The sequence below is a fragment of the Gillisia limnaea DSM 15749 genome, from assembly GCF_000243235.1.
GTDB lineage: Bacteria > Bacteroidota > Bacteroidia > Flavobacteriales > Flavobacteriaceae > Gillisia > Gillisia limnaea.
On sequence record NZ_JH594606.1, the window covers coordinates 3,037,422 to 3,062,442 of the forward strand.

At 39.3% G+C, this 25,021-nt stretch carries 20 protein-coding genes; 9 read left to right on the forward strand and 11 right to left on the reverse strand.

The features are described from left to right. The first annotated feature begins 192 nt into the window (after positions 1-192). Both GILLI_RS15270 and katG read left to right on the forward strand, forming a co-directional pair. On the forward strand, positions 193-414 hold the full coding sequence (locus GILLI_RS15270; RefSeq protein ID WP_006990022.1) for a CDGSH iron-sulfur domain-containing protein: 222 nt from the start codon (positions 193-195) through the stop codon (positions 412-414). 463 nt (positions 415-877) lie between these two features. Beyond that, entirely contained in the window at positions 878-3,136 is a 2,259-nt protein-coding gene (gene katG / locus GILLI_RS15275) for a catalase/peroxidase HPI (RefSeq protein WP_006990023.1), read from the forward strand. 329 nt (positions 3,137-3,465) lie between these two features. Here katG and GILLI_RS15280 read toward each other — a convergent pair whose 3' ends face one another. Further along, on the reverse strand, positions 3,466-5,886 hold the full coding sequence (locus GILLI_RS15280; protein WP_006990024.1) for a hybrid sensor histidine kinase/response regulator: 2,421 nt from the start codon (positions 5,884-5,886) through the stop codon (positions 3,466-3,468). Between the two features lie 216 nt (positions 5,887-6,102). Beyond that, positions 6,103-6,942 carry a KPN_02809 family neutral zinc metallopeptidase gene (gene ypfJ, locus GILLI_RS15285; RefSeq protein WP_006990025.1) on the reverse strand — a complete coding sequence of 280 codons (840 nt, stop codon included), beginning with the start codon at positions 6,940-6,942 and terminating at the stop codon, positions 6,103-6,105. A gap of 239 nt (positions 6,943-7,181) precedes the next feature. Between ypfJ and GILLI_RS15290 the strand changes: the two genes are divergently transcribed. Beyond that, on the forward strand, positions 7,182-8,648 hold the full coding sequence (locus GILLI_RS15290; protein WP_006990026.1) for an exonuclease domain-containing protein: 1,467 nt from the start codon (positions 7,182-7,184) through the stop codon (positions 8,646-8,648). A 15-nt stretch (positions 8,649-8,663) separates the two neighbouring features. Here GILLI_RS15290 and GILLI_RS15295 read toward each other — a convergent pair whose 3' ends face one another. After that, positions 8,664-9,935: a sensor histidine kinase gene (locus GILLI_RS15295; RefSeq protein ID WP_006990027.1), complete on the reverse strand. Its 1,272-nt coding sequence runs from the start codon at positions 9,933-9,935 to the stop codon at positions 8,664-8,666. A gap of 433 nt (positions 9,936-10,368) precedes the next feature. On the opposite strand from GILLI_RS15295, the gene GILLI_RS15300 reads away from it, so the two are divergent. Further along, positions 10,369-11,853, forward strand: coding sequence for an aminopeptidase P N-terminal domain-containing protein (locus GILLI_RS15300; protein WP_006990028.1), 1,485 nt, complete (start codon positions 10,369-10,371; stop codon positions 11,851-11,853). A 38-nt stretch (positions 11,854-11,891) separates the two neighbouring features. Here GILLI_RS15300 and GILLI_RS15305 read toward each other — a convergent pair whose 3' ends face one another. From GILLI_RS15305 to GILLI_RS15330, 5 genes are all read right to left on the reverse strand, one after another. Next, positions 11,892-12,449, reverse strand: a complete 558-nt coding sequence (locus tag GILLI_RS15305) for a hypothetical protein (RefSeq protein WP_006990029.1) — start codon at positions 12,447-12,449, stop codon at positions 11,892-11,894. Between the two features lie 8 nt (positions 12,450-12,457). Further along, positions 12,458-13,639: an MFS transporter gene (locus GILLI_RS15310; protein WP_006990030.1), complete on the reverse strand. Its 1,182-nt coding sequence runs from the start codon at positions 13,637-13,639 to the stop codon at positions 12,458-12,460. A gap of 421 nt (positions 13,640-14,060) precedes the next feature. Beyond that, positions 14,061-14,210, reverse strand: a complete 150-nt coding sequence (locus GILLI_RS18455; RefSeq protein ID WP_156798680.1) for a hypothetical protein — start codon at positions 14,208-14,210, stop codon at positions 14,061-14,063. 114 nt (positions 14,211-14,324) lie between these two features. Beyond that, positions 14,325-14,612 carry a hypothetical protein gene (locus tag GILLI_RS15320; RefSeq protein WP_006990031.1) on the reverse strand — a complete coding sequence of 96 codons (288 nt, stop codon included), beginning with the start codon at positions 14,610-14,612 and terminating at the stop codon, positions 14,325-14,327. 242 nt (positions 14,613-14,854) lie between these two features. Next, a complete protein-coding gene (locus GILLI_RS15330) occupies positions 14,855-15,142 on the reverse strand; it encodes a hypothetical protein (protein WP_006990032.1) in 288 nt (95 codons plus the stop codon). Positions 15,143-15,412: 270 nt separating this feature from the next. Between GILLI_RS15330 and GILLI_RS15335 the strand changes: the two genes are divergently transcribed. Genes GILLI_RS15335 through GILLI_RS15345 form a run of 3 tightly spaced genes read left to right on the forward strand, consistent with a single transcriptional unit; the run spans position 15,413 to position 18,467 of the window. Further along, the gene (locus GILLI_RS15335; RefSeq protein ID WP_006990033.1) at positions 15,413-16,111 is read left to right on the forward strand and encodes a PIG-L deacetylase family protein; all 699 of its coding nucleotides are present in this window, start codon (positions 15,413-15,415) and stop codon (positions 16,109-16,111) included. 24 nt (positions 16,112-16,135) lie between these two features. Beyond that, positions 16,136-17,278 carry a glycosyltransferase family 4 protein gene (locus GILLI_RS15340; RefSeq protein ID WP_006990034.1) on the forward strand — a complete coding sequence of 381 codons (1,143 nt, stop codon included), beginning with the start codon at positions 16,136-16,138 and terminating at the stop codon, positions 17,276-17,278. Between the two features lie 10 nt (positions 17,279-17,288). Next, complete coding sequence (locus GILLI_RS15345) at positions 17,289-18,467, forward strand: glycoside hydrolase 100 family protein (protein ID WP_006990035.1); 1,179 nt, start codon at positions 17,289-17,291, stop codon at positions 18,465-18,467. A gap of 45 nt (positions 18,468-18,512) precedes the next feature. Here GILLI_RS15345 and GILLI_RS15350 read toward each other — a convergent pair whose 3' ends face one another. Then, the gene (locus GILLI_RS15350; RefSeq protein WP_006990036.1) at positions 18,513-19,985 is read right to left on the reverse strand and encodes a glycoside hydrolase family 130 protein; all 1,473 of its coding nucleotides are present in this window, start codon (positions 19,983-19,985) and stop codon (positions 18,513-18,515) included. Positions 19,986-20,252: 267 nt separating this feature from the next. Here GILLI_RS15350 and glk point away from each other — a divergent pair, with 267 nt between their 5' ends. Next, the gene (glk, locus tag GILLI_RS15355) at positions 20,253-21,323 is read left to right on the forward strand and encodes a glucokinase (protein ID WP_006990037.1); all 1,071 of its coding nucleotides are present in this window, start codon (positions 20,253-20,255) and stop codon (positions 21,321-21,323) included. A 15-nt stretch (positions 21,324-21,338) separates the two neighbouring features. Here the strand turns inward: glk and GILLI_RS15360 are convergent, their stop codons facing one another. Both GILLI_RS15360 and GILLI_RS15365 read right to left on the reverse strand, forming a co-directional pair. Then, positions 21,339-22,127 carry a PhzF family phenazine biosynthesis protein gene (locus GILLI_RS15360; protein WP_006990038.1) on the reverse strand — a complete coding sequence of 263 codons (789 nt, stop codon included), beginning with the start codon at positions 22,125-22,127 and terminating at the stop codon, positions 21,339-21,341. 147 nt (positions 22,128-22,274) lie between these two features. After that, on the reverse strand, positions 22,275-23,360 hold the full coding sequence (locus tag GILLI_RS15365; protein ID WP_006990039.1) for a Gfo/Idh/MocA family protein: 1,086 nt from the start codon (positions 23,358-23,360) through the stop codon (positions 22,275-22,277). Positions 23,361-23,591: 231 nt separating this feature from the next. Between GILLI_RS15365 and der the strand changes: the two genes are divergently transcribed. After that, entirely contained in the window at positions 23,592-24,899 is a 1,308-nt protein-coding gene (gene der / locus GILLI_RS15370) for a ribosome biogenesis GTPase Der (RefSeq protein WP_006990040.1), read from the forward strand. Positions 24,900-25,021: the final 122 nt, after the last annotated feature.

Sequence of the window (25,021 nt, forward strand, 5' to 3'; positions counted from 1 at the left end):
AAATAAAGAAAAAAATGAATATTCTTTTTAATATCAATTACCTTGGAGCTTTCTCAGAAGCTAATCGATTACGGTATTAATGAATCGACCTTTTAAAACAGCTTTGGAAAATAAAATATTTGAATTTTGGTAAGGAATTCAAAAAAATAAATAACCTGGAAAGATTAATTATTTACCTATAAAACAATAAAGATGGCTAAAACAAAAATTACAGTTAACAATAACGGATCGCTTATAATCGCAGGTGATTTTGAAATGCAGGATAAAAACGGAAATATATATGACCTTGGAGGCCGGGAGGCAGTATCTCTTTGCCGTTGTGGTTTTTCTAAAAACAAACCTTTTTGCGATGGTTCCCATAAAGGCCATTTTGAACACGAAGCTGTGGCTTTCGACCTTCCGCCTAAAAAATAACCGAATCAGAATAATATCCGGGATGAATTTCAATCCCAAAATTTTGTTTAATTCTTCATTGCATGCCCGTGCATCGCAGGCAGGCTAGTGAGTCGCATGTGATATTTTATTGAAATTCCGGATGATTTTCCTATTACTGGTCTTTGAGCAGGTATGAGGCAATAAATTTTATTCCCTCGTTGAGGGTTTAATTCCCCGTGGCCTGAATGAAATTTATTTCATTCATTCAGGCTGGCTTGCCCGTACCCTTCGGGCGGGCCCACGAAGTTCTTGATTTTTATGGATTTACTGTTAGCTTCAAGTAGCTCTGTTTGCTTTGACGACTTTTAAGATCGATACTTTTTCTATATATTGTTAATATATCAGATTTCAAAAAGCTCACATAGATATTATCTATAATAAAATATTACAGATAACAAACGTTTATGTTAAATTCGTGATAACAATTCAAAATCAAATTTCTATGGAAAATAAAACACACTCAAGCAGTTCAGATAATCACAAAGTCTGGGAAGTAAACGAGTCAAGCAAATGCCCTTTTATGGGTGGAGATGTTCAATTTACCGCTGGAACCGGTACGTCGAACCGTGACTGGTGGCCCAATCAGCTTAATTTGAGAATTTTGCGGCAACATTCTTCCTTGTCTGACCCCATGGATGAGGAATTCAACTATGCCGAGGCATTCAAAAGCCTCGACCTGAATGCAGTTAAGCAGGAACTCTCTGATCTTATGACTGATTCCCAGGAATGGTGGCCGGCCGATTATGGTCATTATGGACCACTTTTCATTCGGATGGCATGGCACAGTGCGGGAACTTACCGTATTGGTGATGGCCGAGGCGGAGCAAGCTCGGGATCACAGCGCTTTGCACCGCTAAATAGTTGGCCGGATAATGCAAATCTTGACAAAGCGCGTTTACTACTTTGGCCAATCAAGAAGAAATATGGGAAAAAAATTTCCTGGGCAGATTTAATGATCCTCGCCGGTAATTGTGCGCTAGAGTCCATGGAATTAAAAACTTTCGGATTTGCTGGTGGTAGGGAAGATATTTGGGAACCGGAAGAAGATATTTACTGGGGATCTGAAGGGGAATGGCTTGGGAATAAGGAACGTTATTCGCGTGACCATGAATTAGAAAATCCTCTTGGTGCGGCTCATATGGGTCTTATATATGTGAATCCGGAAGGCCCTAACGGAAATCCCGATCCTCTTGGGGCAGCACGTGACATTCGTGAAACTTTTGGCCGTATGGCTATGAATGATTATGAAACGGTTGCACTTATCGCCGGTGGACATACCTTTGGAAAAACTCATGGCGCTGCAGATCCATCGGAAAATGTAGATGTAGAACCTGCAGGAGCTTCTATAGAAGAGATGGGCCTTGGATGGAAAAACAAATTCGGAACCGGAAATGCGGGTAGTACAATCACCAGTGGTATTGAAGGTGCGTGGACTAAAACACCTACAAAGTGGAGCAACAGCTTCTTTGATAATTTGTTCAGCTTTGAATGGGAGTGTCATAAAGGTCCGGGTGGTGCTTATCAATGGAAACCAAAAAATGATGCAGGTGCCGGTACAGTCCCCGATGCACATGACCCATCAATATTCCATGCGCCATTTATGTTAACCACAGATTTGGCGTTGCGCGAAGATAAAGCCTATGGGAAAATTTCAAAACACTTTCATGAGAATCCTGATGAGTTTGCAGATGCTTTCTCAAGAGCCTGGTTTAAATTAACCCATCGTGATATGGGGCCACTTTCTCGATATCTTGGGCCCGAGGTACCTTCAGAAGAATTGATATGGCAGGATCCGGTTCCGGCTGTTGATCATGAATTGATCAATGCTCAGGATATCGCTAAACTGACGGATAAAATACTTGAGTCCGGACTATCTGTTTCCGAATTGGTAGTTACCGCCTGGGCCTCGGCTTCAACCTTCCGTGGTTCTGATAAACGTGGTGGTGCGAATGGCGCACGAATTCGTTTTGAACCTCAAAGACATTGGGAAGCTAACAATCCTGCACAATTGCAGAAAGTAATTAGAAAACTTGAAGACATCTGTGAAGAATTCAACGACGCACAATCAGGTAGCAAAAAAGTTTCCCTTGCCGATTTGATCGTATTGGGTGGATGTGCAGGAATCAAGAAAGCAGCTAAAGATGCAGGACATGAAATAAGCGTACCTTTTACTCCGGGACGTACTGATGCCCTGGAAGAGCAAACCGATGTTGAAGCATTTGAAGCACTCGAACCAAATGCAGATGGATTCCGAAATTTTGTAAAAGGAAACAACAAATCTTCGGCATCTGCGGAGGAGATGTTGGTTGACAAGGCTCAATTGCTAACGCTAACTCCGCCGGAAATGACGGTCTTGATAGGTGGTATGCGTGTGCTTAATACTAACTTTAATGGTTCTCAACATGGAGTGTTTACAAAACGCCCGGGGCAGCTTACCAACGATTTCTTTGTGAACCTGCTGGATATGAGTACAACCTGGAAGGCGACTTCCGATTCCCAAAATGTGTTTGTGGGGAGTGACCGCAGGGATGGTGAAATCAAATGGACCGGAACCCGTGTCGATCTTATCTTCGGTTCGAACTCTGAGCTTCGTGCACTCGCTGAAGTCTATGGATACGAGGACACCCAGGAGAAGTTCGTGAAGGATTTTGTAGCAGCCTGGAACAAGGTGATGAATCTTGACCGCTTTGACCTGTCTTAATCTATATGGCCTTATAGAAGCTTTAAAATGTATGATAAAAGGTGATCCGGAAACGGGTCACCTTTTTTTATCCTAATAGAATGGTTTAAACCTTCTATGCCCGCTCGTCCAGTTCGTGGAGAATTTTCTAGAAGTTCTTAAGGTTTTTTCCTTCATAATACCTAATGAACATTCTTCGAGGCTATTGATTTTCTATTTAATCTGTTTCTTTAGGTTCACCTATTCCTTAAATAGATTTATTCCTAAGATTTTCTTGAGCAGGAAGTTATGATTTTAGTTGATCTATTTCAGAAAAGTGCGATTCGAAACCCTACACGGGAGTTTGTTTATTACTGCTTTACCATTGCTGCTCCCTCAAGCAACCGGATTATTTTTACATACAATCGGTCTTTATGAACTGGTTTGGCAAGATAATCGTCCATTCCAATGCGTATCACCCGCTGTTTGGTACTTTCCATAACATCTGCCGTTACGGCAATTATAGGGATATTTTTATTTTTCGCTCCGGCATCGCCCTTTCGTATCGTTATACAGGCTTCATAACCATCCATTACAGGCATTTGTAAATCCATCAAAATAAGATCAAACGATTCTTCTTTAAGTTTTTCCAATCCTTCAGCACCATTACTGGCGAAACTAAATTGCGTGCCTTTCCATTTTTTGAAGATCATTTTCAGGACCATTTGGTTGATTGGATCATCTTCAACTACCAAAATCTTGCTTCCCAGTAAATCGTAGCTGTCAGTAGGAAATTGCTTTTCCGTAACTATGGGTTTTGGTGCCAGGGGATAAGAAAGTTTTAGGGTGCAGGTAGTTCCCGATCCCTGGTTACTTTCCATGTGTATCATCCCATGGTGCATATCTACCAATACTTTTATAATGTATAAGCCCAAACCAAGACCACCGTATTTTCTTTTATTATTGATACTTTCCTGGGTAAGAGACTCGAAGATAGTCTCCATCTTATCTTTTGGGATCCCAATTCCGGTATCTGAAACCCGGAGGGTAAGTTCCAATGTTTCATTTTGGCCTATACTGGTTTCAAGGTATACCTGCACTTTGCCTTCCGGAGTGAATTTTACAGCATTATCCAGGATATTATTAACGATTTGAGCCAGCCTGTTGGCATCGCCAATAACGAATCCCGAAACTTGATTTTTTATGATATGTTCAAACGCCAGACCTTTTTCTTCCGCCTGATTTTTATAGCTTAATTGTAATTCTTTCAATATTTCCAAAGGATCAAAAATCTCCTTTTCAAGGTTCAATTCTCCTTTCTCTATTTTTGAAAAATCCAGGATGTCGTTAATAAGATTGAGAAGCCGTACCGAAGAAGCCTTGATCACATTTGAAGTGTTTTTCACCTTTTGGTTTTCAGCTTCAAAAGCCATAGAATCTGCGAGGCCCATGATTGCATTGAGGGGAGTGCGCAGTTCGTGGCTTAAATTAGATAAGAAATAGGATTTAAGCTCATTCATTTCCTGCAGGCGTATCAGCGCCAGCCGCTGTAATTCTTCCTTCTCACTTTTTAGTTTTTTAATCCGGTTAGCCATAGAAAGCGAAAGGAAGATAATTTCCAGTCCCGTTCCCAGCTTTGCACTGTTTTGGGTGAGGAAGGTATTTGGTAAAACACTAAGATTGTTCAGAATAAAGATTACAAACCCCAGAATAAGGAAAAATATACCGATGAGGAAGAATTTGTCAACTACTATTTTTTTGGAAAATAGCAGGATCACAGATACCAGGATCGCTACCAAAACTCCCAGACCCAGAACATTCACCGTAGGATAGGAAAATGCCGGAACTTCAGGCACAAATACTACTGCCACCAGTAAAAGCCCCAGGCAGATGTATATCCCATTAAAAATCTTAGGCAGAAAACTGCTGCTCTGCTTAATGTTTAAATATACCTCTGAATACTTGCCAAGAAAGGCTCCTGAAATAATGGCGAACAAAACTACGGAATGATTAGAGAACCAGCCTCCACCGGGTTCAAAATATTGGTTAAAATAACCATCCAGGGAGAATTGTAAAAGGCCAACAGTGATTACATAGAAACTGTAAAACAAAAAACTCCTTTCCCCAAGGGCAAAAAAGAAAAACAGGTAAATAATCGCAGCGATCAATAAAATTCCGAAAAAGATACCAAATACTAATTGCTCGAAATAAGTGATCTTTAAAAGGCTGGAAGCATTATGTAAATTAAGCGGTAGATTTAAAACTTCCCCGTCGTTCTCATAATGAATATAGATTTCTAGGGTCTCTTCGGAAGGAAGTTGTAATTCGAAAATTGTTTTACGGTGATCGAAACTGCGATCTGAAAAAGCCATTTTATCCCCGCTTTGCTGTCTTTGAATTTCTCCCGAAGTACCTATACTAAAAAGCTCAACCTTGTCTGTAATAGGACGGGCGGTTTCAAGATAATAGGTAAAATTTTCAGCAGTATTGTTTGTCATTGTAAACTTTACCCAATACTGGTCTTTAGTAAAACCAATATTCGGGTTTTCAGAACCTATAGGCCTAAAATCAAGGTTTTTAGGATTTTTCCGAACTTCTTCAAGCGTGTAAATTTGCTGTCCTGCATTGGCAAAAACGGCATATTCATGAAGTGAAATAGTTTCAGAAAGCGGTTGCGCCTGGTAGGAGTTCTGGGCATTTATCTGAAGCGCAAAAAGAATTAAAAACAGAAGGCTGCCATAATTCATGACCAATTTTGCACCTGAGTAGGGTTGGGGTAGGTATAGGGCCAAAGAAAATAGGTTTATTGGGTTTATTTCTGATTTCTAAGATAGAAATTAATACTCAAACCAGAAACTTTTTCCTATTGACCATAATCTAAAAAAAACACAGTGCTTTTCCGAAGTAAAATAAGGCTGGAAATTGCAATTATATGGCATGTAGGCAGGCACCTTCAATTAAAGCCTATTTTAAAAATCCTAAAGTATTTAAACTGAAGCTCAGCATATTTAGCGTACACTAAAAGTATTTCCCAAACTTATATCCCCTGTTTTATAGCCTTTCAGGAACCAGTCCATTCGTTGCTGCGAAGTTCCGTGGGTAAAAGAATCGGGAATTACCCTTCCGGAAGTTTGCTTCTGTATAGCATCATCACCAACAGCACTCGCCGCGCTTAAGGCTTCCTGAATATCTCCTTCTTCCAAATATTCCCGGTTGTGGTACGCCCATACCCCGGCGTAAAAATCGGCTTGTAGCTCCAGGGCAACGGACAATTCATTGGCTTCTTTCTGATTCATTCCTTGCTGAAGGTTTCTCACTTCCCCGGCGGTTCCCAGCAAATGTTGCACGTGATGCCCTACTTCATGGGCAATTACATAGGCTATGGCAAAATCTCCGCCCTGAGCTCCAAAACGGGTGCGCAGCTCTTCAAAAAATATCAGGTCCATATAAACTTTTTCATCTCCCGGACAGTAAAATGGGCCGGAGGCAGATGAAGCACTGCCACAGGCTGTACTTACGGCATCGGTGAATAAAACCATTCCGGGTTCCCGGTAATCTGCAGAATTTTGCGTGAATATCTCACTCCAGATATCCTCCGTATCTGCCAGCATGGTGGCTGCAAAATCACCCAGTTCTAATTCTGCTGCGGTTAATTCCCTTTCTTCCGTAGTTGCGGGAATTTGATCCTGTAGTTGGTTGAGAAATTCTGAAGCATCTCCCCCTCCAAAAATTTGTATCGCCAAAAAGATGATTGCTATTATTCCACCACCTGCAGCAATTTTCCCTCCGGTAGATTTCCCTCTCCTGTCATCTAAATTGGTGCTTTTTCTTCTGCCTTTCCATTTCATGGATTTCCTGATTAAAAATTGTAGGTGAATTTAGATAAAATAGCGATTGCAGGATGTTGGCAATTTCATAAAATTGACCGGAACTTCAATTTCGCGAAGGAAAAAGGTTTAGATATGGAAAACACAATTTAGGTCAATAAATTTATTTTTAAAATTTACGTTAGGATTATTTCCGTTTACTAGGAAATAATCCTAATTTTGAATAGTATTGCTACTTGAGCGAATTAGAAAAATTTAGTATGGAAGATCAGTTATTTGCAGTTGTAGATGTGGAAACCACCGGAGGAGGGATCAACGGGAACCGGCTTACAGAAATATGTATTGTACGACTTAGGGGCTCGGTGATCTTAGATAAATACACCACGCTTATCAACCCCGAAAAAAATATTCCATTGCAAATCACCGCGCTCACCGGGATCGACAACCATCTGGTGGCCAAGGCCCCTAAATTTCATGAAGTAGCCAGAAAGATTGAAGAAATGACCAGGGATGCGATCTTTGTGGCCCATAATGTAAGCTTCGATTACAATGTGCTTCGAAATGAATTTAAGGATCTGGGATTCGAATTCACCCGGAAAAAACTTTGTACCGTAAGACTCTCCCGAAAACTCATTCCAGGTTTATTTTCCTACAGTCTTGGCCGCTTATGTGATTCTATAAATATCCCAATTATCGATCGACACCGTGCCGAAGGTGATACCGATGCTACTGTGATCCTTTTTCAGCGTATGCTAACTCTGGATGATGATTATAAAGTTTTTCGGTCTTTCCTGCATTCACATTCCAAAGAGGCCACCCTGCCGCCGCATCTATCTGCAGATCAGATCAACGATTTACCGGATTCTCCCGGTATTTATCTGTTCAAGGATAAACATCATAAAGTACTTTATGCCGGGAAAGCCGTAAATATCAAAAAACGCGTCCTGTCTCATTTTTACGATAAAATGACCAAGGAATACCGGCTTGGCCAGGAAACCTATTATATAGATCACGAAACTACCGGGAATGAACTTACTGCCTTGTTGTTGGAAGCAGATCATATCCGGAGGCATTACCCCAAATATAACCAGGCCCAGAAGCGCCCCGGGCTTGTTTATCAAATTATTAGCTACATCAATCAGCGCGGGATCATTCAGCTTGCTTTGGGAAAAACCAAACTGACGATGGATTCTGTAGGCACTTTTTATAACCGGGCAGCAGCTGCTGAAAAACTGGAACAGCTTTGTGAGTTTTTTAAACTTTGCCCCAGGTATTGTACCCTTCAAAGCAAAGTGAATGTATGTTCCCATTACCGGATACAGAATTGTGAGGGGATTTGTGAAGGTTCAGAATCTACAGAGAATTATAATGCTAAGGTAAAAGAAGCTATCGCGTCCCTGGGAGAAGAAACTCCCACTTATGTGATCCGGGAAAAAGGTCGCCATTTCAAGGAAGAAGCTTTTGTGCTGGTTAAGGACGGAAGGTATCAGGGATTTGGATATGTGGATATCGATGTTCCCATAACTTCTGTAGATGATTATGAACCTTTCCTAAAGTTGCAGGAAGCCACGTACCATACCCATAAAATTCTGAGTAATTATCTGCGAAAACAAGGAGCTCCAAAAATGCTGTTTTTTGATGATAAGGCCCTTCGCCCTGGCAATCTCAAAATTCTTCATCCTCAGATATTCGGAAGGAAAATACCCCAGGGAAGCATGGTCCTCTAAAAGTAAAATTTATAATTACGATTTTTCATTGAGTAATGGAATACGGACAGAAACAATAGTTCCCTTGTTTTGCTCACTTTCAATGCTGATGGTTCCGCGGTGTTTCTTAACGATCTCTTTCACATAACTTAAACCGAGTCCGTAGCCTTTTACCTTGTGCAAATTCCCATTTGGAACCCGGTAGAATTTCTTAAAGATCTGATCTTTTTCTTTGGCCGATATGCCCACCCCGTTATCCTTAATGCTGATGACTAATTTTTTATTCTGAAGCGATGCTTTCAGACTAATTTCAGGTTGATCGGAATATTTTTTAGCATTATCCAGCAGGTTATTGATCGCGTTTTCAAGATGGGAAACTTCAGCTCTCACTGGATATTTTCCCTCCTGCAGCTCAAAGGAAAATTTTATATCTTCCATTTTAGCCAGCATATTGAAATCTGTACACAGCTGAAGCAGTATCGGGCGGAGATCGGTTTCTTTAAAATCAAATATTTTCTTACCTGATTCCAGACTTGCAAGATCGAGCACTTGATCGATATGTTTTTTTAATCGCTCTACCTGCTTACGAATTAAATGGACGATGGGTTTTTGTCGTTCATCCAGATCATCCTCCAGTATTTTTGTGGCGAGTCCAATAGAAAATACCGGAGTTTTAAGCTCATGTGTAAGGTTGTTTATAAACTCATTTGTGGTGGTAATTACATTGCTTTGCCAATAAAAAGACCTTAGGATCCAGATCACTACAAAGATAATAGCAATAATAAATATCAATGCAGGAATGGTAAGTCCGTTAAGCTGGGAAAGGAAATACTTGTTGAGATCCTGGAATTGTAATTCCAGGATAAGGGGTTTTTCAATAGACTGAGGTAAATATCCCTTCAGTTCTATTGGATATCTTATAAGGGATTCGTCTTTTTTAAAAACAGTAGGAGATTTTAAATAATCTGTGCTGTCGCGGGTATAAAGCCGGTAGGAAAAATCGGTGTCTATTCCATTTGATACAAGGCGTTGCTCCAGAAAATCATTCAGAAAAAAGCGGGATGCATCCTCAACGCTGTCAAGGCTTAGTTTAAAATAATTTTCTCCTGTGATAGCTTTGGCAACTAAAAAGGTGAGCTGGTTTTCAGAATTAAGATCATCCTGTATATCCGTTCCTGCCGTTGCCATTTTCCTGTCAAACTGAACCTTCGCAAGATTCAGCCCAACCCTCAGGAACTGGTACTGTACAACGAACAGGCCGAGTACAGAAACTATAAAAACACTTATATATAATTTTTTTCTTCTCACAATTACAGGCCTATATTACAGAAAAATATTATTAAAAACCCATAATTCCCTTTTAATAATTAAGTCAATCTTTTATTGATCTTCGTTGGTTTTTTCTTACCGGTTTATGGCAGGTATTAATTCTATATTGGCAGCGTCAATCCTGGAAGTAAATTTAATCCCCCGATGTCTCCCATCCCGTTGGGGCGGTAATTCATCTCTATTCCGGATATTTATTTCTTTAACATACCTGGTGAACTTGCTATGAAGTTGTTGATTTATGATACGAGATCTCTTAATTCCGAATAAATATCTTTATAAAACTCAACAGCAAAAAATAAAAAGAAAGCAAAATTGAAGTTTTGAAAGGTCCACTTTGTTTTAAAAGCAGACTTTTTTTTATTTTACTACCGGTGTTTTATTCTTATTTTTAACTTCCAAAAATTCAGAAGTTATGAAACCGGTTATCAGTCTCATTTTTACCATCTTTTATGTCTCCTTCAGCATCGCCCAGAGTGGTACTCCAACCGATTTTTTATCGGCAGAATTCCACCAGGAAAGGCGTGAGGCACTTCGCGCAAAAATGCCGGATAATAGTGTTGCGGTATTTTTTGCAAATGCTGTTCGTAACCGTGCCAATGATGTGGATTACATATATAATCAGGATCCCGATTTTTATTATTTGACCGGATACAGGGAGCCGCATTCGGTTTTGGTTATTTTTTCTGAAGACCAGATCAATGCTGATGGAAAATCTTTTAACGAGCTCTTATTTGTTCAGGAAAGAAATGCACAGGCCGAGCAATGGACTGGTTACAGACTGGGTACCGAGGGCGCTAAATCAAAACTTGGGTTTGAAATAGCCCAGAACGGAAAGGAATTTTCAAAATCCGGAATTGATTATACCGGATTTAACAAGGTGTTTTACAAGGATTTTCAGGATGACTACCGGGATAATAAAAGAGATCCTGCAGATCTTTATAGTTTAGTTGAAGCATTTAAGATTCAGGTTGGGTATTATCTGGAGGAGGAATTACAGGAAAATGATCCAATAAACAATGAACTCAACGTGAAAAATACCATCTCCTCACAAAAAGCCAAAACCGATACCAGAACACTCCGGACTTTTATGGCAGGTCTGCGCCAGATAAAAACCGAAGAGGAAATGGTTCTGCTTACCAAAGCTGTTCGTATTTCGGCAATGGGCCAGCGCGAGATCATGAAAGCGATGCACTCCGGAATGTCGGAAACTGAAATACAGGGAATTCATGAATATATTTATAAAAAATATGGCAGTGAGTATGAAGGTTATCCTTCAATAGTTGGAGCTGGTAACAATGGTTGCGTGTTGCATTATATCGAGAACAATAAAATGAAGGTGGAAAATGATTTGGTATTGATGGACCTGGGTGCCGAATATCACGGTTACACGGCAGATGTTACTCGTACCATCCCCGCAAACGGTAAATTCACGCCGGAGCAAAAGGCTATTTATGATCTGGTTTATGAGGCTCAGGAAGCCGGAATTGCGGCTTCTATTGTGGGAAACGAGTTTCGTTCTCCGGATGCCGCAGCACGAAAAGTGATCAACGAAGGCCTTGTTAAATTGGGGATCGTTGAAACCGAAGCAGAAGCAAGCCAATACTTCCCGCATGGAACTTCCCATCATATTGGTTTAGACGTTCACGATCCCGGATTGGGAGGTCCTTTTGAAGCCAATATGGTAATTACCGTGGAACCCGGGATTTATATTCCCGAAGGAAGCAATTGTGATCCAAAATGGCATGGGATTGCAGTAAGGATTGAAGATGATATTCTTATCACCAACAACGGACCGGTAAACTTATCGGGAGAAGCGCCTCGCAGATCTGATGAGATTGAGGAACTAATGAAAGAGAAAAGTGTTCTGGGTAATTTTGAACTACCTAAACTAGATTAAGTGTAAATGATAAAAGGATCCAAATAAATAAGTCAATTTTATTGATCGATTTGTAATTCTCGTTCTCCCGAGATATAATATACATGGCAACAATCTGCACCTACCTCGTAATTTGAACTTATTACCTCTACTTCATCTATATACCCTTTGAAATTTATAGTTATTTCCTGCTGCCGGAATTCTTCAGAATATAAATCGCTAAAGATTGGATAGATTCCGTTTTCCCTGAAATATTGAAATTCTGAATCATTTATTTCCGTACTAAGTTCATTGCCATTTACGGTATTGATAACCCGGTAAGAATCCAATGCCACAGGATTACCTTCTGCATCTTTTATTTCTACTGTAATATTTCTGAATTCTTCAGAACATATTCCCGGACACTCATTAACATCATCTCCTTTAATGCAAGATTGAAAAAGGAGCATCACAAATAAACTGATACGGCTGAGGTTTTTCATAGAAATTCTGTATTTCGTAAAATTATAATAGAGATTGGGAATTTCGTGATTTATTGATCTAAATATTTCCCTAAAATAATTAAAGGTATTAGAAAATTCTTTTTTCCCGATATATTCAGGGTTTTTCACGCTCATTCTGAATTTTAAACCTTGATTTTTGATTCCGGAATAAAATACAAACTATATAATCCTAAAGCAGGCCCAATGGCCAGGACGGTGAGGACATAAAATGGACTAAATAGTGTCAATAAAAAAGTAACCAGCTGTATACTGACGATCGTGATTGCAAAACCTACGGAATTTACAATTGTTAGCGCAGTACCTCTGGATTCTGCAAAAGCATTTTCTGCTACCAGAGTAGAGAAAAGGGGAGAGTCTGCCACCACCATAAGTCCCCAAAAAATGAGGAAGCAAAGGAGTAAAACTTCGGAATCCTGGAAAAAGATAAGAGGAGAAATAACACAACAGCAACCTGAAAGGAACAGCGTCGCGGAAGCAAGCTTTTTTGTACCCCACTGTAGTGATAGATAACCTCCTGCAGCACAGGCAAATCCACCGAGTCCAATAATAAGAAAAGAGTACAGCGGAACATTTAGATCGGTTCCCGGATGTAGTAGATTATAACTGCTTAAAACAACCGGAACAAAAGCCCAGAATGCATACAACTCCCACATATGTCCAAAATATCCAAAAGCTGCTGCACGAAACTTTCTGTTTTTAAAGACGTTTAAAAATTCGAAAAAATCTTTTCCGGTTCGGGCTTTTCTAAAGGGACCCACAGGAACCGCCAGCAGGATTAAAACGCCTCCCAAAGTCGCCATTACCGAAGTGATTATAAGCACCATTTTCCAGGGAAGATTTTCGGTTCCGGTAAAGCTTTTAAGCAAATGCGGAAAAGCGGTTCCCAAAACGAGTGCCCCCACAAGGAATCCAAGAGATCTCCCAAGATCCTTTTGATAGTAATCGGCGGCAATTTTCATTCCTACGGGGTAAATACCAGCCAGGGAAAATCCGGTTAGAAACCGCCACAAGAGCAAACTGCTCAGGGTATTGTTATCCAAAATCACTCCCAGGTTAAAAACCGCTCCAAAAAGTGCACAAATAAAAAATATTTTAGAAGGTGGAAATCTGTCTGCCAGATTGAGAAATGCGAATAGAAGCGTGCCTGCTATAAAACCTACCTGTACCGCTGAAGTTAAGTGGCCCAGAGCTAAAATATCAAGCCCATAGGTTTGCAGGAGATTACTCATAACGCCATTCCCGGCAAACCATAGGGAGGTACAACAGAACTGTGAGAAGACAATGATGGGAAGTGTAAATTTCATTCAGATATCAAATCTCATTACCATAGTTTATGGATTGGTTTCCTTGTTTGCTGGTGCAATATAAAGTTTCTCGTGTGAACTTCTTTCGTAAAGATTTTGATAACGTAAAGATTCTGCATTGTGAACGTTAAAATTGGTAGTTCTTTGTTCATATTAAAGTTCTTATCTGGCTTCCTGAATTCGAAAATTTTTGATAAGAGTTTTCTATTAATTTTTTGAATTAAAGGAACAACCGTAAATCCCTGCAATGGGTTTAATTTGCCTATGCCAGACCATCCCCTCGGGCGGGATTTCGCCGAAATTCTCGACATGTCTTCCTTTAGCATGATACTTGAACCTGCTCTAAAGTAAATGATTTTATTTGTTGGATTTTATTTGCTTTATAAATATGGTGATATGCCTCATAAGAAAGATTATTAAATCAGAAACTGTTGGAATTCTTTTCCTTAATTATTTTTAGATCTTCCAGTTCGTTTTTGATAAATTTCTTTTGTTTCCAGTTGTTTCTATGCAGTATCAACAAGCAAGCAGCGACCAGGATAATCAGGATTCCATATAGTATGTTGATCATAAGAAAAATTTGGGTTTGTAAACATAGACTAATCCCGAAGATATATTTTACGGGAAACCACAAACTGAGGTTTTTATTTGAATCTTAAAACTTTGAATTTTAACTCTAATATTTTTAGTACTTCTTTTTAAATCTTAATAACGGAACTTTCAGGCAGACTTGCATTCGTTTAACCAGATCCCGGTGTAATAACCTGGTAAATTCGGTTTCCTTACCGCGTTCCAGCATGGCCACGATGTTTATATCGGCCTCCTGTACATAGGTTTTTAATGAATCAACGATATCGTCAGAATAAATGATTTTGTATTGAATTTTGTTATAGTTGACTTTTTCTTCTATAAGATCCTTAAACCATGTCTGAAGGTTATTCGTTTTTTCTTGTTTCCCCCCAGATAATGTCATATGGTGATTTCGGCAGAAAAAGGAGCCAGGATTTTAGCAAGTTCCTTAATGTGGTAAACATCTTCTTCATCAAAATCAGTAGAATACAGGCTTTTTTTGGGATTTTAAATTTGAACTCATGAGGTACTGCCAAAACCGGAAAAGGGGCTTTAGAGATCATTTCCTTGGTAGTGTCCAGCAACAGTAACTCATTCAATGGATTCGGTTTGCAAGCACCCATTAGTAAAAGCTTGACATCCAGGTCACGAAAAAAAATTAATGATGTCATGAACTACATCGCTACCATTGATAACAGGTACTAAAAGATCAAGATCATCATATTTTTCACCAAGATGCAAACTACAGAAATCTTCCAGTTCCCTTCTTTTATCGATTATTTTAATTTTTTCATCGGAACCCGATCCGGCATCAAAAACGTGTAAAACTATCACTTCTGCATTATAAAGTTTCCGGATGCCATAGCTATACTTTAAAGCGGCAACCGAATCCTTAGAAAAGTTAGTTGCATAAATTTTTTTTCCTTCAGGCAAAAAATAAGGTCCTCATGGTTTTAAAAATATGATTTTTATCAGGTTACATTTTTTTTAAAAAACTTGGCACCAAATTTTCGGATAATGGGATTGCGGAATTTTGAACAATTTCAACCGGTTTTAAAATTAGGGAAATTTATTTAAGGTTGATATTTATCATTGTTAATCAAAGGCTTAGATAGTAAATTTATTTAGGAATGCTAAAAATTCCATCCTTAATGATATTGAAAAGAAAGCGAAGTACTTATTTTAAATAAGATCTAAAGAAGCATGGTTGAAAAGGCACAACACAAAAAAGGGGCTAAAAATGTAGCGGTTATTGTCGCTCATCCCGATGACGAAACCTTATGGAGTGGTGGAACTATTTTGATGCATCCTTCTTATAACTGGTTTATTATTTCTCTTTCCCGAAAAAAGGACCCTGACAGAGCTCCTAAATTTTTTAAAGTCATTGAACTATTCAATGCAAAAGGAATCATGGGTGCGCTAGATGATGGTCCGGACCAATTTCCACTGGAGGAAGCAATTGTTGAAAAAATGGTATTGGAGCTTTTACCCCGGGATTATTTTGATGTGATAATAACTCATGATCCACAGGGAGAATATACCCGACACAGACGGCATGAGGAAGTGAGCCGGGCGGTGATAAAATTATGGTATTTTGAAAAGATCCATGCAGGTGAACTCTGGACCTATGCTTATGAGGATGGAAATAAAAAATACTATCCACAGCCGGTGAAGAATACTTCCATTCTAAACAACCTTCATCACAATATCTGGAAGAAGAAATATGATATAATTACAAAGGTTTATGGTTTTCAACCTGGAAGTTTTGAAGCTGAAACTACTCCAAAATCCGAAGCGTTCAGAAAGTTCAGAAATCCTGCAGAAGCATATCGCTGGCTCATTAAAAAAGGAAATCTGGGATCAACAAAGCAGTATGTGAATAATATTTTTGAGAACCAGTGATATTCTTTCAAAAACTAAGATCCTATGAAAGTATTGGTGCTTTATGATTATCCACCTTCTCCAGGCGGTTTAGCTACTCAGGGAGACCTATTATATAGAGGGTTACGGGAATCGGGAGTAGACGCTCATGCAGCACATTTTGAATCTGCCCAGGAAAAGGAATGGTATTACCGTTGGTTTAAGCCGGACGTAGTGGTAGGAGTGGGATATTGGGGGCATACCCCAGATCTTATTCTTCATCCCCAAAGCTTTGGAATACTTCCTGTACCCTGGTTAGTGGCAGATGGTTATATAGCTAATTATCAAAAAGTTTTAAATGAACTTCCTCTTATTTTGGTGACTTCCAATTGGGTAAAGGAAATGTATGTTCGTGATGGTATTAGGGGAGACAATATTTTGGTATTACCCGTTGGTTGCGATACAGCGTCTTTTCGTCCATTTGAAAAAAAAGATCCTAAAATCCGGTCGGTTCGTGAAGCATTGGGAATTTCTCCGGACCAGATCATGATCCTTACTGTTGGTGGCGATGCGGCATCTAAAGGTGCTCAGGAAGTCATGCAAGCACTTGCAATTATTGATGCGAAAGCACCCAAATGGAAATATATTTGTAAAGTTTGGCCCCAACCCCGAACATTAGCACAAAACATCAAAGACCTTGAGTTGGCAGGGCAGCTTGGAATTGAGAAGAAAATATTTTATGCCACTAATACCGTATCCCGGAATTTTATGCCTTATCTCATTGGAGCCTGCGATATTTATGCTGGTCCGTCCAGGCTGGAGGGTTTTGGAATGCCTCAGGTGGAAGCAGGGGCCTGCGGAAAACCCGTTATTGGAATCAATGCAATGGGAATGCTGGATACACTTGTCCATGAAAAAACAGCATTGCTTGCCGGAATAGCTAAAAAAATTGATGTTAACCATGTAATTCTTGGAAAAGAATCTGGCTATGAAAAAAATCACAAAATTATATTTGATCTTCCAAGAACAGTAGATTACCGGGCAAATGTTCAGGATATTGCCCAGCATCTTCTCCAACTTATGCTGGACGCAGATCTGAGGGATAAAATGGGGAAAGAAGCACGTATACATGTTGAAAGAAATTTCAATTACAAGATGGTAGCAAAGCGGTTTTTAGATATTATACAGGATAAACTTGGAATTAAATAGGGATTCATCAATGAACTCAGAAAACCTCCTTTTAATAGAATCTGCAAAAAAAGCGGCTCTGGATGTACTTCTTCATAATTCTGAGGGGGCATATCATGCACTTCCCAGGACTGCCGGCTGGGGATATCCTGAACCTTACACCCGGGATCTTATGATTTCTATACTTGGGATAGCGGTAACAGATAATCCTGTTCTTATCAACAGTATCCGAAAAGTTCTTGAAATGCTTGCTAAAACTCAATCTGAAAAAGGGCATATTACCTCCTTGGTTCATGATAAGGAGGATAGGGGAGCAAGTGATACTACGCCTTTGTTTTTGGTGGGAGTAGGTATTTTCAGGCAATTAATTGATGAACCTGAATTTTTAGCAACCGCTGTATCCAGAGCCCTTTTGTGGATGGAATACCAAAGCCCAACCAATCAGTATTTGGTTGCACAACAACCTACCAGTGATTGGAGGGATGAACAATGGGTCCTGGGATATGGTTTATTTGTGAATAGTCTGGTATATACTTATTTAAGAATGTTCGGTCAAAATAACAGGGCAGAAAAAGTCCGTGAGGAGATGGATCTATTTACTATAACCCAAAAAAATATGCATAGGCACGTGCACGAAGGATTAGTATTAAAAAATAAACCTTATTATGCGTTGTGGTCCTATAAAATCCTTAGTAGTGAGCGCTTTGATCTTTTGGGAAATAGCCTGGCTATTCTCTCCGGCATTTCTTCCCACGAACGCTCAGAGGAAATGATTAATTGGATCGAAAAGGAGTGCCTGGCAATGATGGAAAAAAATGAGCTAAAGGTGGATCTTCCCCCAAATTTCTTTCCTTTTGTCAAGCCTGAAGATTCCGACTGGAATGAAAGGTATGCTCTTTATAACAAGCCAGGTGAATACCATAATGGCGGAATCTGGCCTTTTGTATCTGGCATTTATATAGCTGCATTGGTTGCCGCCAAAAACTATAGTCTTGCCGAAGAGAAACTTGTAGCACTCACTCAACTTGTAAAACTTTCTAAAAATGAAAATCTCGAATTTGGCTTCAATGAGTGGCATAGACCGGAAAATGGAAAACCTGAAGGGCAGGATTGGCAAACCTGGAGTGCTGCCCTATACCTTTATGCTGCTAAGTGTGTAGAAATGAAAAGTACGCCCTATTTTGAGGACATACGGAAGTCTTCCCATTAGAGGATCAGTTGGTTGAAAAAGTTTTATATTCCCAGCCTTTTTACTCTAGACGCTTTTAGATTTTTTTAGAACATCCAGTAACTCAGTCATATCCACAACAGCATAGGTAGAAGAATAATCTGAAACGGCATAAGGTAAAATAAGATTGTTATTATGAATAAGCGATCCGCAGGAATACACCACATTGGGTACATAGCCTTCTCTTTCATGTTCCATAGGTGCGAGCAGTGGTTCTTCCAGGCGTCCTATTTCTTTTAGAGGGTCATCCAGATCGAACAAGGAAGCACCAATGCAATAACGGCGCATAGTTCCAACTCCATGAGTGATGATTAGCCAGCCCTCTTCCGTCCATATGGGGGATCCACAATTCCCTAACTGGGTAAACTCCCAGGGATATTTAGGTTGTTGGAGAATTTCAGGATTATTCCAAAGCGTTGTTCTCTCCGAATACATGATATAATTATTTACACCATCCACCCGTGCAAGCATAGCATATTTGCCTTTGATTTTTTTTGGAAATAAAGCTAAATTCTTATCTCTGGCACCATTTCCATGTAACGGCATTACCCTAAACGTATAAAAATCGTCTGTAGATATCAGCTTTGGAAGGATAGTTTTGCCATCAAAAGCTGTATAGGTTGCAAATATTTTAACACTATTGTCGTCATCAATAAAATGCACAAACCTCGCATCTTCTATACCACTCTTTTCAGTACTTGCAATAGGAAAAATCACCCGTTCACTAAGATCGGAATCTTTATGGAATTTGATATCGTAGAACGAATCTACAAGCCAGGTCATCTCTTGAAGTGCAACTTGATTATCTGTAGATAAGGTGTTATTATACAAAATTTTTTCTACTTCATTCTTCAATAAATAATATTCAAATTTATCGGGAAGATCTCTCATGATATTTTGCGAATATTTCTCGGGAATATTCATTTCCTTCAGCTTGTCACAAAATCGTTTCTTATCGTATAATTTTTTATGAGAGATAACCGGCACATCGATATTATCTCCAACCCGGCTAATTATTAAGTCATTATTGCCGTCCAGAATAGCTCTTCTAAAAACCAATGAGGAGATATGGCCTTCTCCGGTAGCTCGAAAGGAAATAATGACTCTCTTTTCTCCTGGTTTTAGATAGTTTTGATCTAAATCTTCTATTATGGAAGGATTGAAAATAGCGGCAGATTCTATTGCATATTCGCTGGTACAGTATGCTCCTATCAATAATTTACGTTCTAAAGACAACTCGTCAAAATTAATTTCCATTCCCTCAATGATGTCCTGTATTTTAATTGCATGATTCATAAAAACCTTGGAGATGTTACGGTGTCGGTTTGCAAATTCCCTTAAGGTTTGTTCCAGGGCCATGTTAACTTTGCTTTCGGTCAGGTTAAGGACTCTCATAATGAGTTGCTGTGTTCTTAACTCCCCACTCATAAAAAACCTGGCGATGATACGACTGGGATCTGGAAGAAATGTGATATTTTTTCGTTTTACAGAAACTCTCATAAATTAATTTTTAAAAACCTAAACCTCTTAAAGATACTAAATTAACAGTAGTGTTTAATCGTTTAAAAAAAAAATATTTATCATCTTAAGGAATTGTAATTTCCTCTCATTCCTGTTTTTGGCGAAGCATAATTGCACTGCTATTAGTGCTTTTCACGCTTTTTTTCAAGCTGCAGTATTCCAATTATAATCCCTGTAGGTTTTCACTGTTTAGGTGATTTTATTGTACATTTAAACGGTATTCTCTGAAATTTTTAGTCAATATTTATGGAACGATCAATAAGTTTTAAATATAACCTTCAAGGAAACTATAAATTCCCGCTTGCTTTTCCGAAGCAAAAAGATCTCAAAGAATTATCAGGCAATGTATTGGCAGCCGATGTTGGAGGTACCAAGACCAATTTATCGCTTTATCAGGTAAGTGATGGAATGCTTCAACCCTTAAAACAAAAATCCTATGTCACTAAAGATCACTCCTCTTTTCAGGAAATTGTTAAGAAATTTAAAAATGAGGACCTTCCGGAAATAGATAGTTTATGTCTTGGGGTTGCCGGGCCGGTTAATGAGGGTGTTGTAAAAGGGACAAATTTTCCCTGGATAATCGATAAAAAAGAAATCGGTAAAGAACTTTCTATTAAGAATGTTGAGATTATAAATGATATGGAAGCCAATGCTTTTGGTCTGGGAGCGCTGGATGATTCCGATTTTGTGGAAATAAGAAAAGGATCAGAAGTAGCCGGGAATGCCGTTATCATTTCCCCGGGTACAGGGCTTGGCGAAGCAGGATTATTTTGGGATGCCAGGGCGTATCATCCATTTGCAACCGAAGGCGGACACTCTGAATTTAGTCCCCGAAATGAATTTGACGCCGATTTATGGCGTTTCTTGCAAGGAAAATATGGATTGGTAAGCTGGGAAAGAATCATCTCCGGTTCCGGAATTTATGACATCTACCAATTCCTGATAATTACCAGGGGAATAAGGGAACCAACCTGGTTTAAAGAGCGAATTTTACAAGAAGATCCTGCAGCTCTTATAAGTGCTTCTGCTATAGCGGGAAATTACCATGTTTGTAAAGAAAGCATCGATCTTTTTGTTAGATACCTGGCAATTGAGTCCAATCAATTTGCATTAAAAACAAAAGCTACCGGCGGAATTTTTATAGGTGGCGGAATTGTACCTAAAATTATTAAAACCATCGATAAGGAGATTTTTAATGAAAATTTTATTAAATCAGACAGAATGGAGCATCTGCTTGAACTTATGCCGGTTAAGGCTATTCTTAATGAGAAAACCGCAACATATGGAGCCGCGCTTTATGGGGCGATGATGTTATAAGAATTGAAAATAAACTTAATCAGTCCAAAGAAATCCTTTTGAATAGGTCTTTGCTTTTCCGCTAATAAGAATACGTTCCCCTTTATTTTCACAAATAAGACTTCCTCCCCGATTTGAAATTTGTTTTGCATTCATCTTGGTTTTATTTAGCTTTTCACTCCAATAAGGAATTAGCGAACAATGTGCTGATCCGGTTACCGGATCTTCAAAAACAGAAGCTCCCGGGGTAAAAAATCTGGACACAAAATCACAGTCGGTTCCACTGGCAGTAAAGATGACCCCTCCGGTTCCAAGGTCCAGTTGATCAAAATATAACCTGTTAATCTCTATATTCCGAATATCTTCCTCTGATGAGTAGACCAAAACAAAATCCCGTGCCTTCAGCACTTCAGCAGGTTTTAAATTTATGGCTTTGTCCATAGGTTCTGGCAAAGGAGTTGGCAGTGGTTTTCTGGAAGGGAAATCCAGAGTATAGATATCATTTTCTATAGAAACCTTCAAATCGCCACTTTTGGTGGTGAAAACCAAATTTTTCTTATGATATTCGAGAATTGAATGTAGCGCATGAGCTGTGGCAAGGGTTGCATGGCCACAAAGGTCCATTTCGGTTTCAGGCGTGAACCATCTCAAATGAATTTTATCACCTTCATCAACAAAAAATGCGGTTTCGGCTACCGCATTTTCCCCGGCTATTTTCAGCAGTAATATATCTGGGATCCATTCCTGAAGTGGAACAACGCAAGCGGGATTTCCGGCAAAAATTTCATCGGTAAAAGCATCAATTTGATAGAGCGGTAATTTCATGATTCTGGTTTAACGCTAAATTACTTAAAGAAAGCAGAACTGACAATTATTATAAAAATAGTGATTATAAGGTTTATAAATTCTTCTTCAGAATACATTAAACAGGTGCTTAAAAGTTTTTAAAGCCGTGTATCAAAATCTAAATTCTTAGATCAGGGAAATTCTTTTCCCCCCTGTTGCTGCAGATTCGTATATTTTTTCCAAAATCACAATGTCTTTTAATCCGTCAGTTCCGGGAACCAAAACCGGAGTGTCATTAATAATGGCCATCGCATCGTCATCCATTTGAACCGCCTGCTGATTCTTTCCAAAAGGTTTCAAAACAGTTCCGTCGCTGGCTTTTCCCTTAACCCCGGAGTAGGACTGAAACGGACGCAAATAATACCATCCATTCCTACAATTTATCTCAAGATTATTGAGGCTTTCTCCAAAACTTGTTTTGCAATTGGCAACAATCCCTTCCGGAAATTCGAGTTGGAAGATGGTGGTTTCATCAACTTCAGTAAATAGTTCCGGGCGGTTGGTGGTATGGGTAGCACTTACGGCTATAGGCTCCAGGCCGGTGGAATAGCGCGCAGCGTTCAAGGGATATACCCCCATATCATACATAGCACCACCTCCCATTTTCTTTTTCAATTTCCATGGATTCATCGGGTTGCCATAATAACCCGCTTCGGCTTTTAGATATTTTATGGTTCCAAAAGGTTTGGTTTTTGCCCATTTCATAATGGTTTGGGTGTTATCCTCATGCTGCATCCGGTATCCAATGGAAAGTTTCACGTTATTTTGATCACAAGCCTGGATGATCTGCCTGCATTCTTCTGCAGTTCTGGCCATGGGCTTCTCACACCATACATGTTTACCTGTATTGGCAGCTTTAATGGCATACTGTGCGTGTAAACCTGTAGGCAGAACTATGTAAATCACATCAATCTCCGGATTGTTGGCTATGGAGTCCATATTTTCATAGTTGTAAATATTGGAGTCTTTAATCCCATACTTTTTTTGCCAAACAGGTATCTTTTCAGGACTTCCAGTCACGATTCCCCGAAGTTCACAGTGTTTGGTTTTCAACATGGCCGGAGCAAGTTGAGTGCTGCTGTAATTTCCCAATCCTACCAGAGCTACCCCTAATTTTCTATTTCCCTTTGGAAGAAGAAAACCATAGGACGGAATAGAAGCTGCAGCCAGGAATAAGCCCGATTTTTTAATAAAAGTCCTTCTGTTATTCATAATTTCTGAAATTAAGCAACTTAAAGATAACTCAAATTATTTTTTTTAGCTCCGTTCTATTAAACCTAAATATGAAATATGTGGTTTTTAATATCCGAAACATCAGTATGTTCAAGGATTCTTGCTCTGTTGATGCAGGCTGAAAAAGCCTTCTAAAATTCCCATGGAGGCAAGAATCAAATTCAATTAAAAAGCGCTATTTTTGCACATTAATAAAAGAATAAAGTTGATATGGGCAATATTGTAGCCATTGTAGGAAGACCGAATGTAGGGAAATCCACTTTTTTTAACCGTCTTATCCAACGCCGGGAGGCAATTGTGGATGCGGTAAGTGGGGTTACCCGCGATAGACATTACGGGAAATCTGACTGGAATGGTCAAACCTTTTCGCTTATAGATACTGGTGGGTATGTAAAAGGGAGTGATGATGTTTTTGAAGCTGAAATAGATAAGCAGGTAGAACTTGCTATTGATGAAGCCGATGCTATTATTTTTATGGTAGACGTTGAAAGCGGGATTACCGGAATGGATGAAGATGTTGCCACGCTGCTGCGAAAAATTGAAAAGCCTGTTTTCCTGGTAGTGAACAAGGTTGACAATGCAAAACGACTTGAAAATGCCGTGGAATTTTATTCCTTAGGGCTGGGAGATTATTTTCCCATTGCCAGTACCAGCGGAAGCGGAACTGGAGAATTGCTGGATGCGCTTATAAAGGCCCTTCCCGAATTGGAAGATGAAGAAGAAACCGAATTGCCAAGGTTTGCCGTTGTAGGAAGACCAAATGCAGGAAAATCATCTTTCATAAATGCCCTTATAGGGGAAGATCGTTACATAGTGCACGATGTTGCAGGAACTACTCGTGATTCCATAGATACAAAATACGACCGTTTTGGCTTTGAATTTAACCTGGTAGATACTGCCGGAATTCGAAGAAAATCAAAAGTTAAGGAAGATCTCGAGTTTTACTCGGTAATGCGATCTGTACGTGCGATAGAAAATTCAGATGTTTGTTTGATTATACTGGATGCCACCCGTGGATTTGACGGACAGGTACAAAATATTTTTTGGCTTGCCCAGCGCAACCGCAAAGGGATCGTTATCCTGGTAAACAAATGGGATCTTTTAGAAGATAAAGAGACCAATACCTTAAAGGAATATGAAAAAGTTATAAGGCGAGAGATTGAACCTTTTACCGATGTGCCAATCGTATTTATCTCGGTGTTGACAAAACAAAGGATCTTTAAGGCCATTGAAACTGCCGTGGAGGTATATAAAAACCGAAGCAAGAAAATCAAGACCAGCGAACTCAATGAACGTATGTTGCCAATAATAGAACATTATCCGCCACCGGCCTGGAAGGGAAAGTACGTGAAGATAAAATTCTGTATGCAACTTCCAACTCCACAGCCTCAATTTGCATTTTTCTGTAATTTGCCTCAGTATGTCCGGGAACCCTATAAACGTTATCTGGAGAATAAATTGAGAGAGGAATTTGACTTTAAAGGAGTTCCGGTTTCAGTTTATTTCAGAAAAAAATAAGATTGGTTTAAACCATAGTTAATTATAATGGTCTTAACAGGATATAAAATTCTGTTAAGACCATTTTTTTTAACCAATAAATAACCTCCCGTATGAGATCCGTATTTTTCTCTTCACCTTTT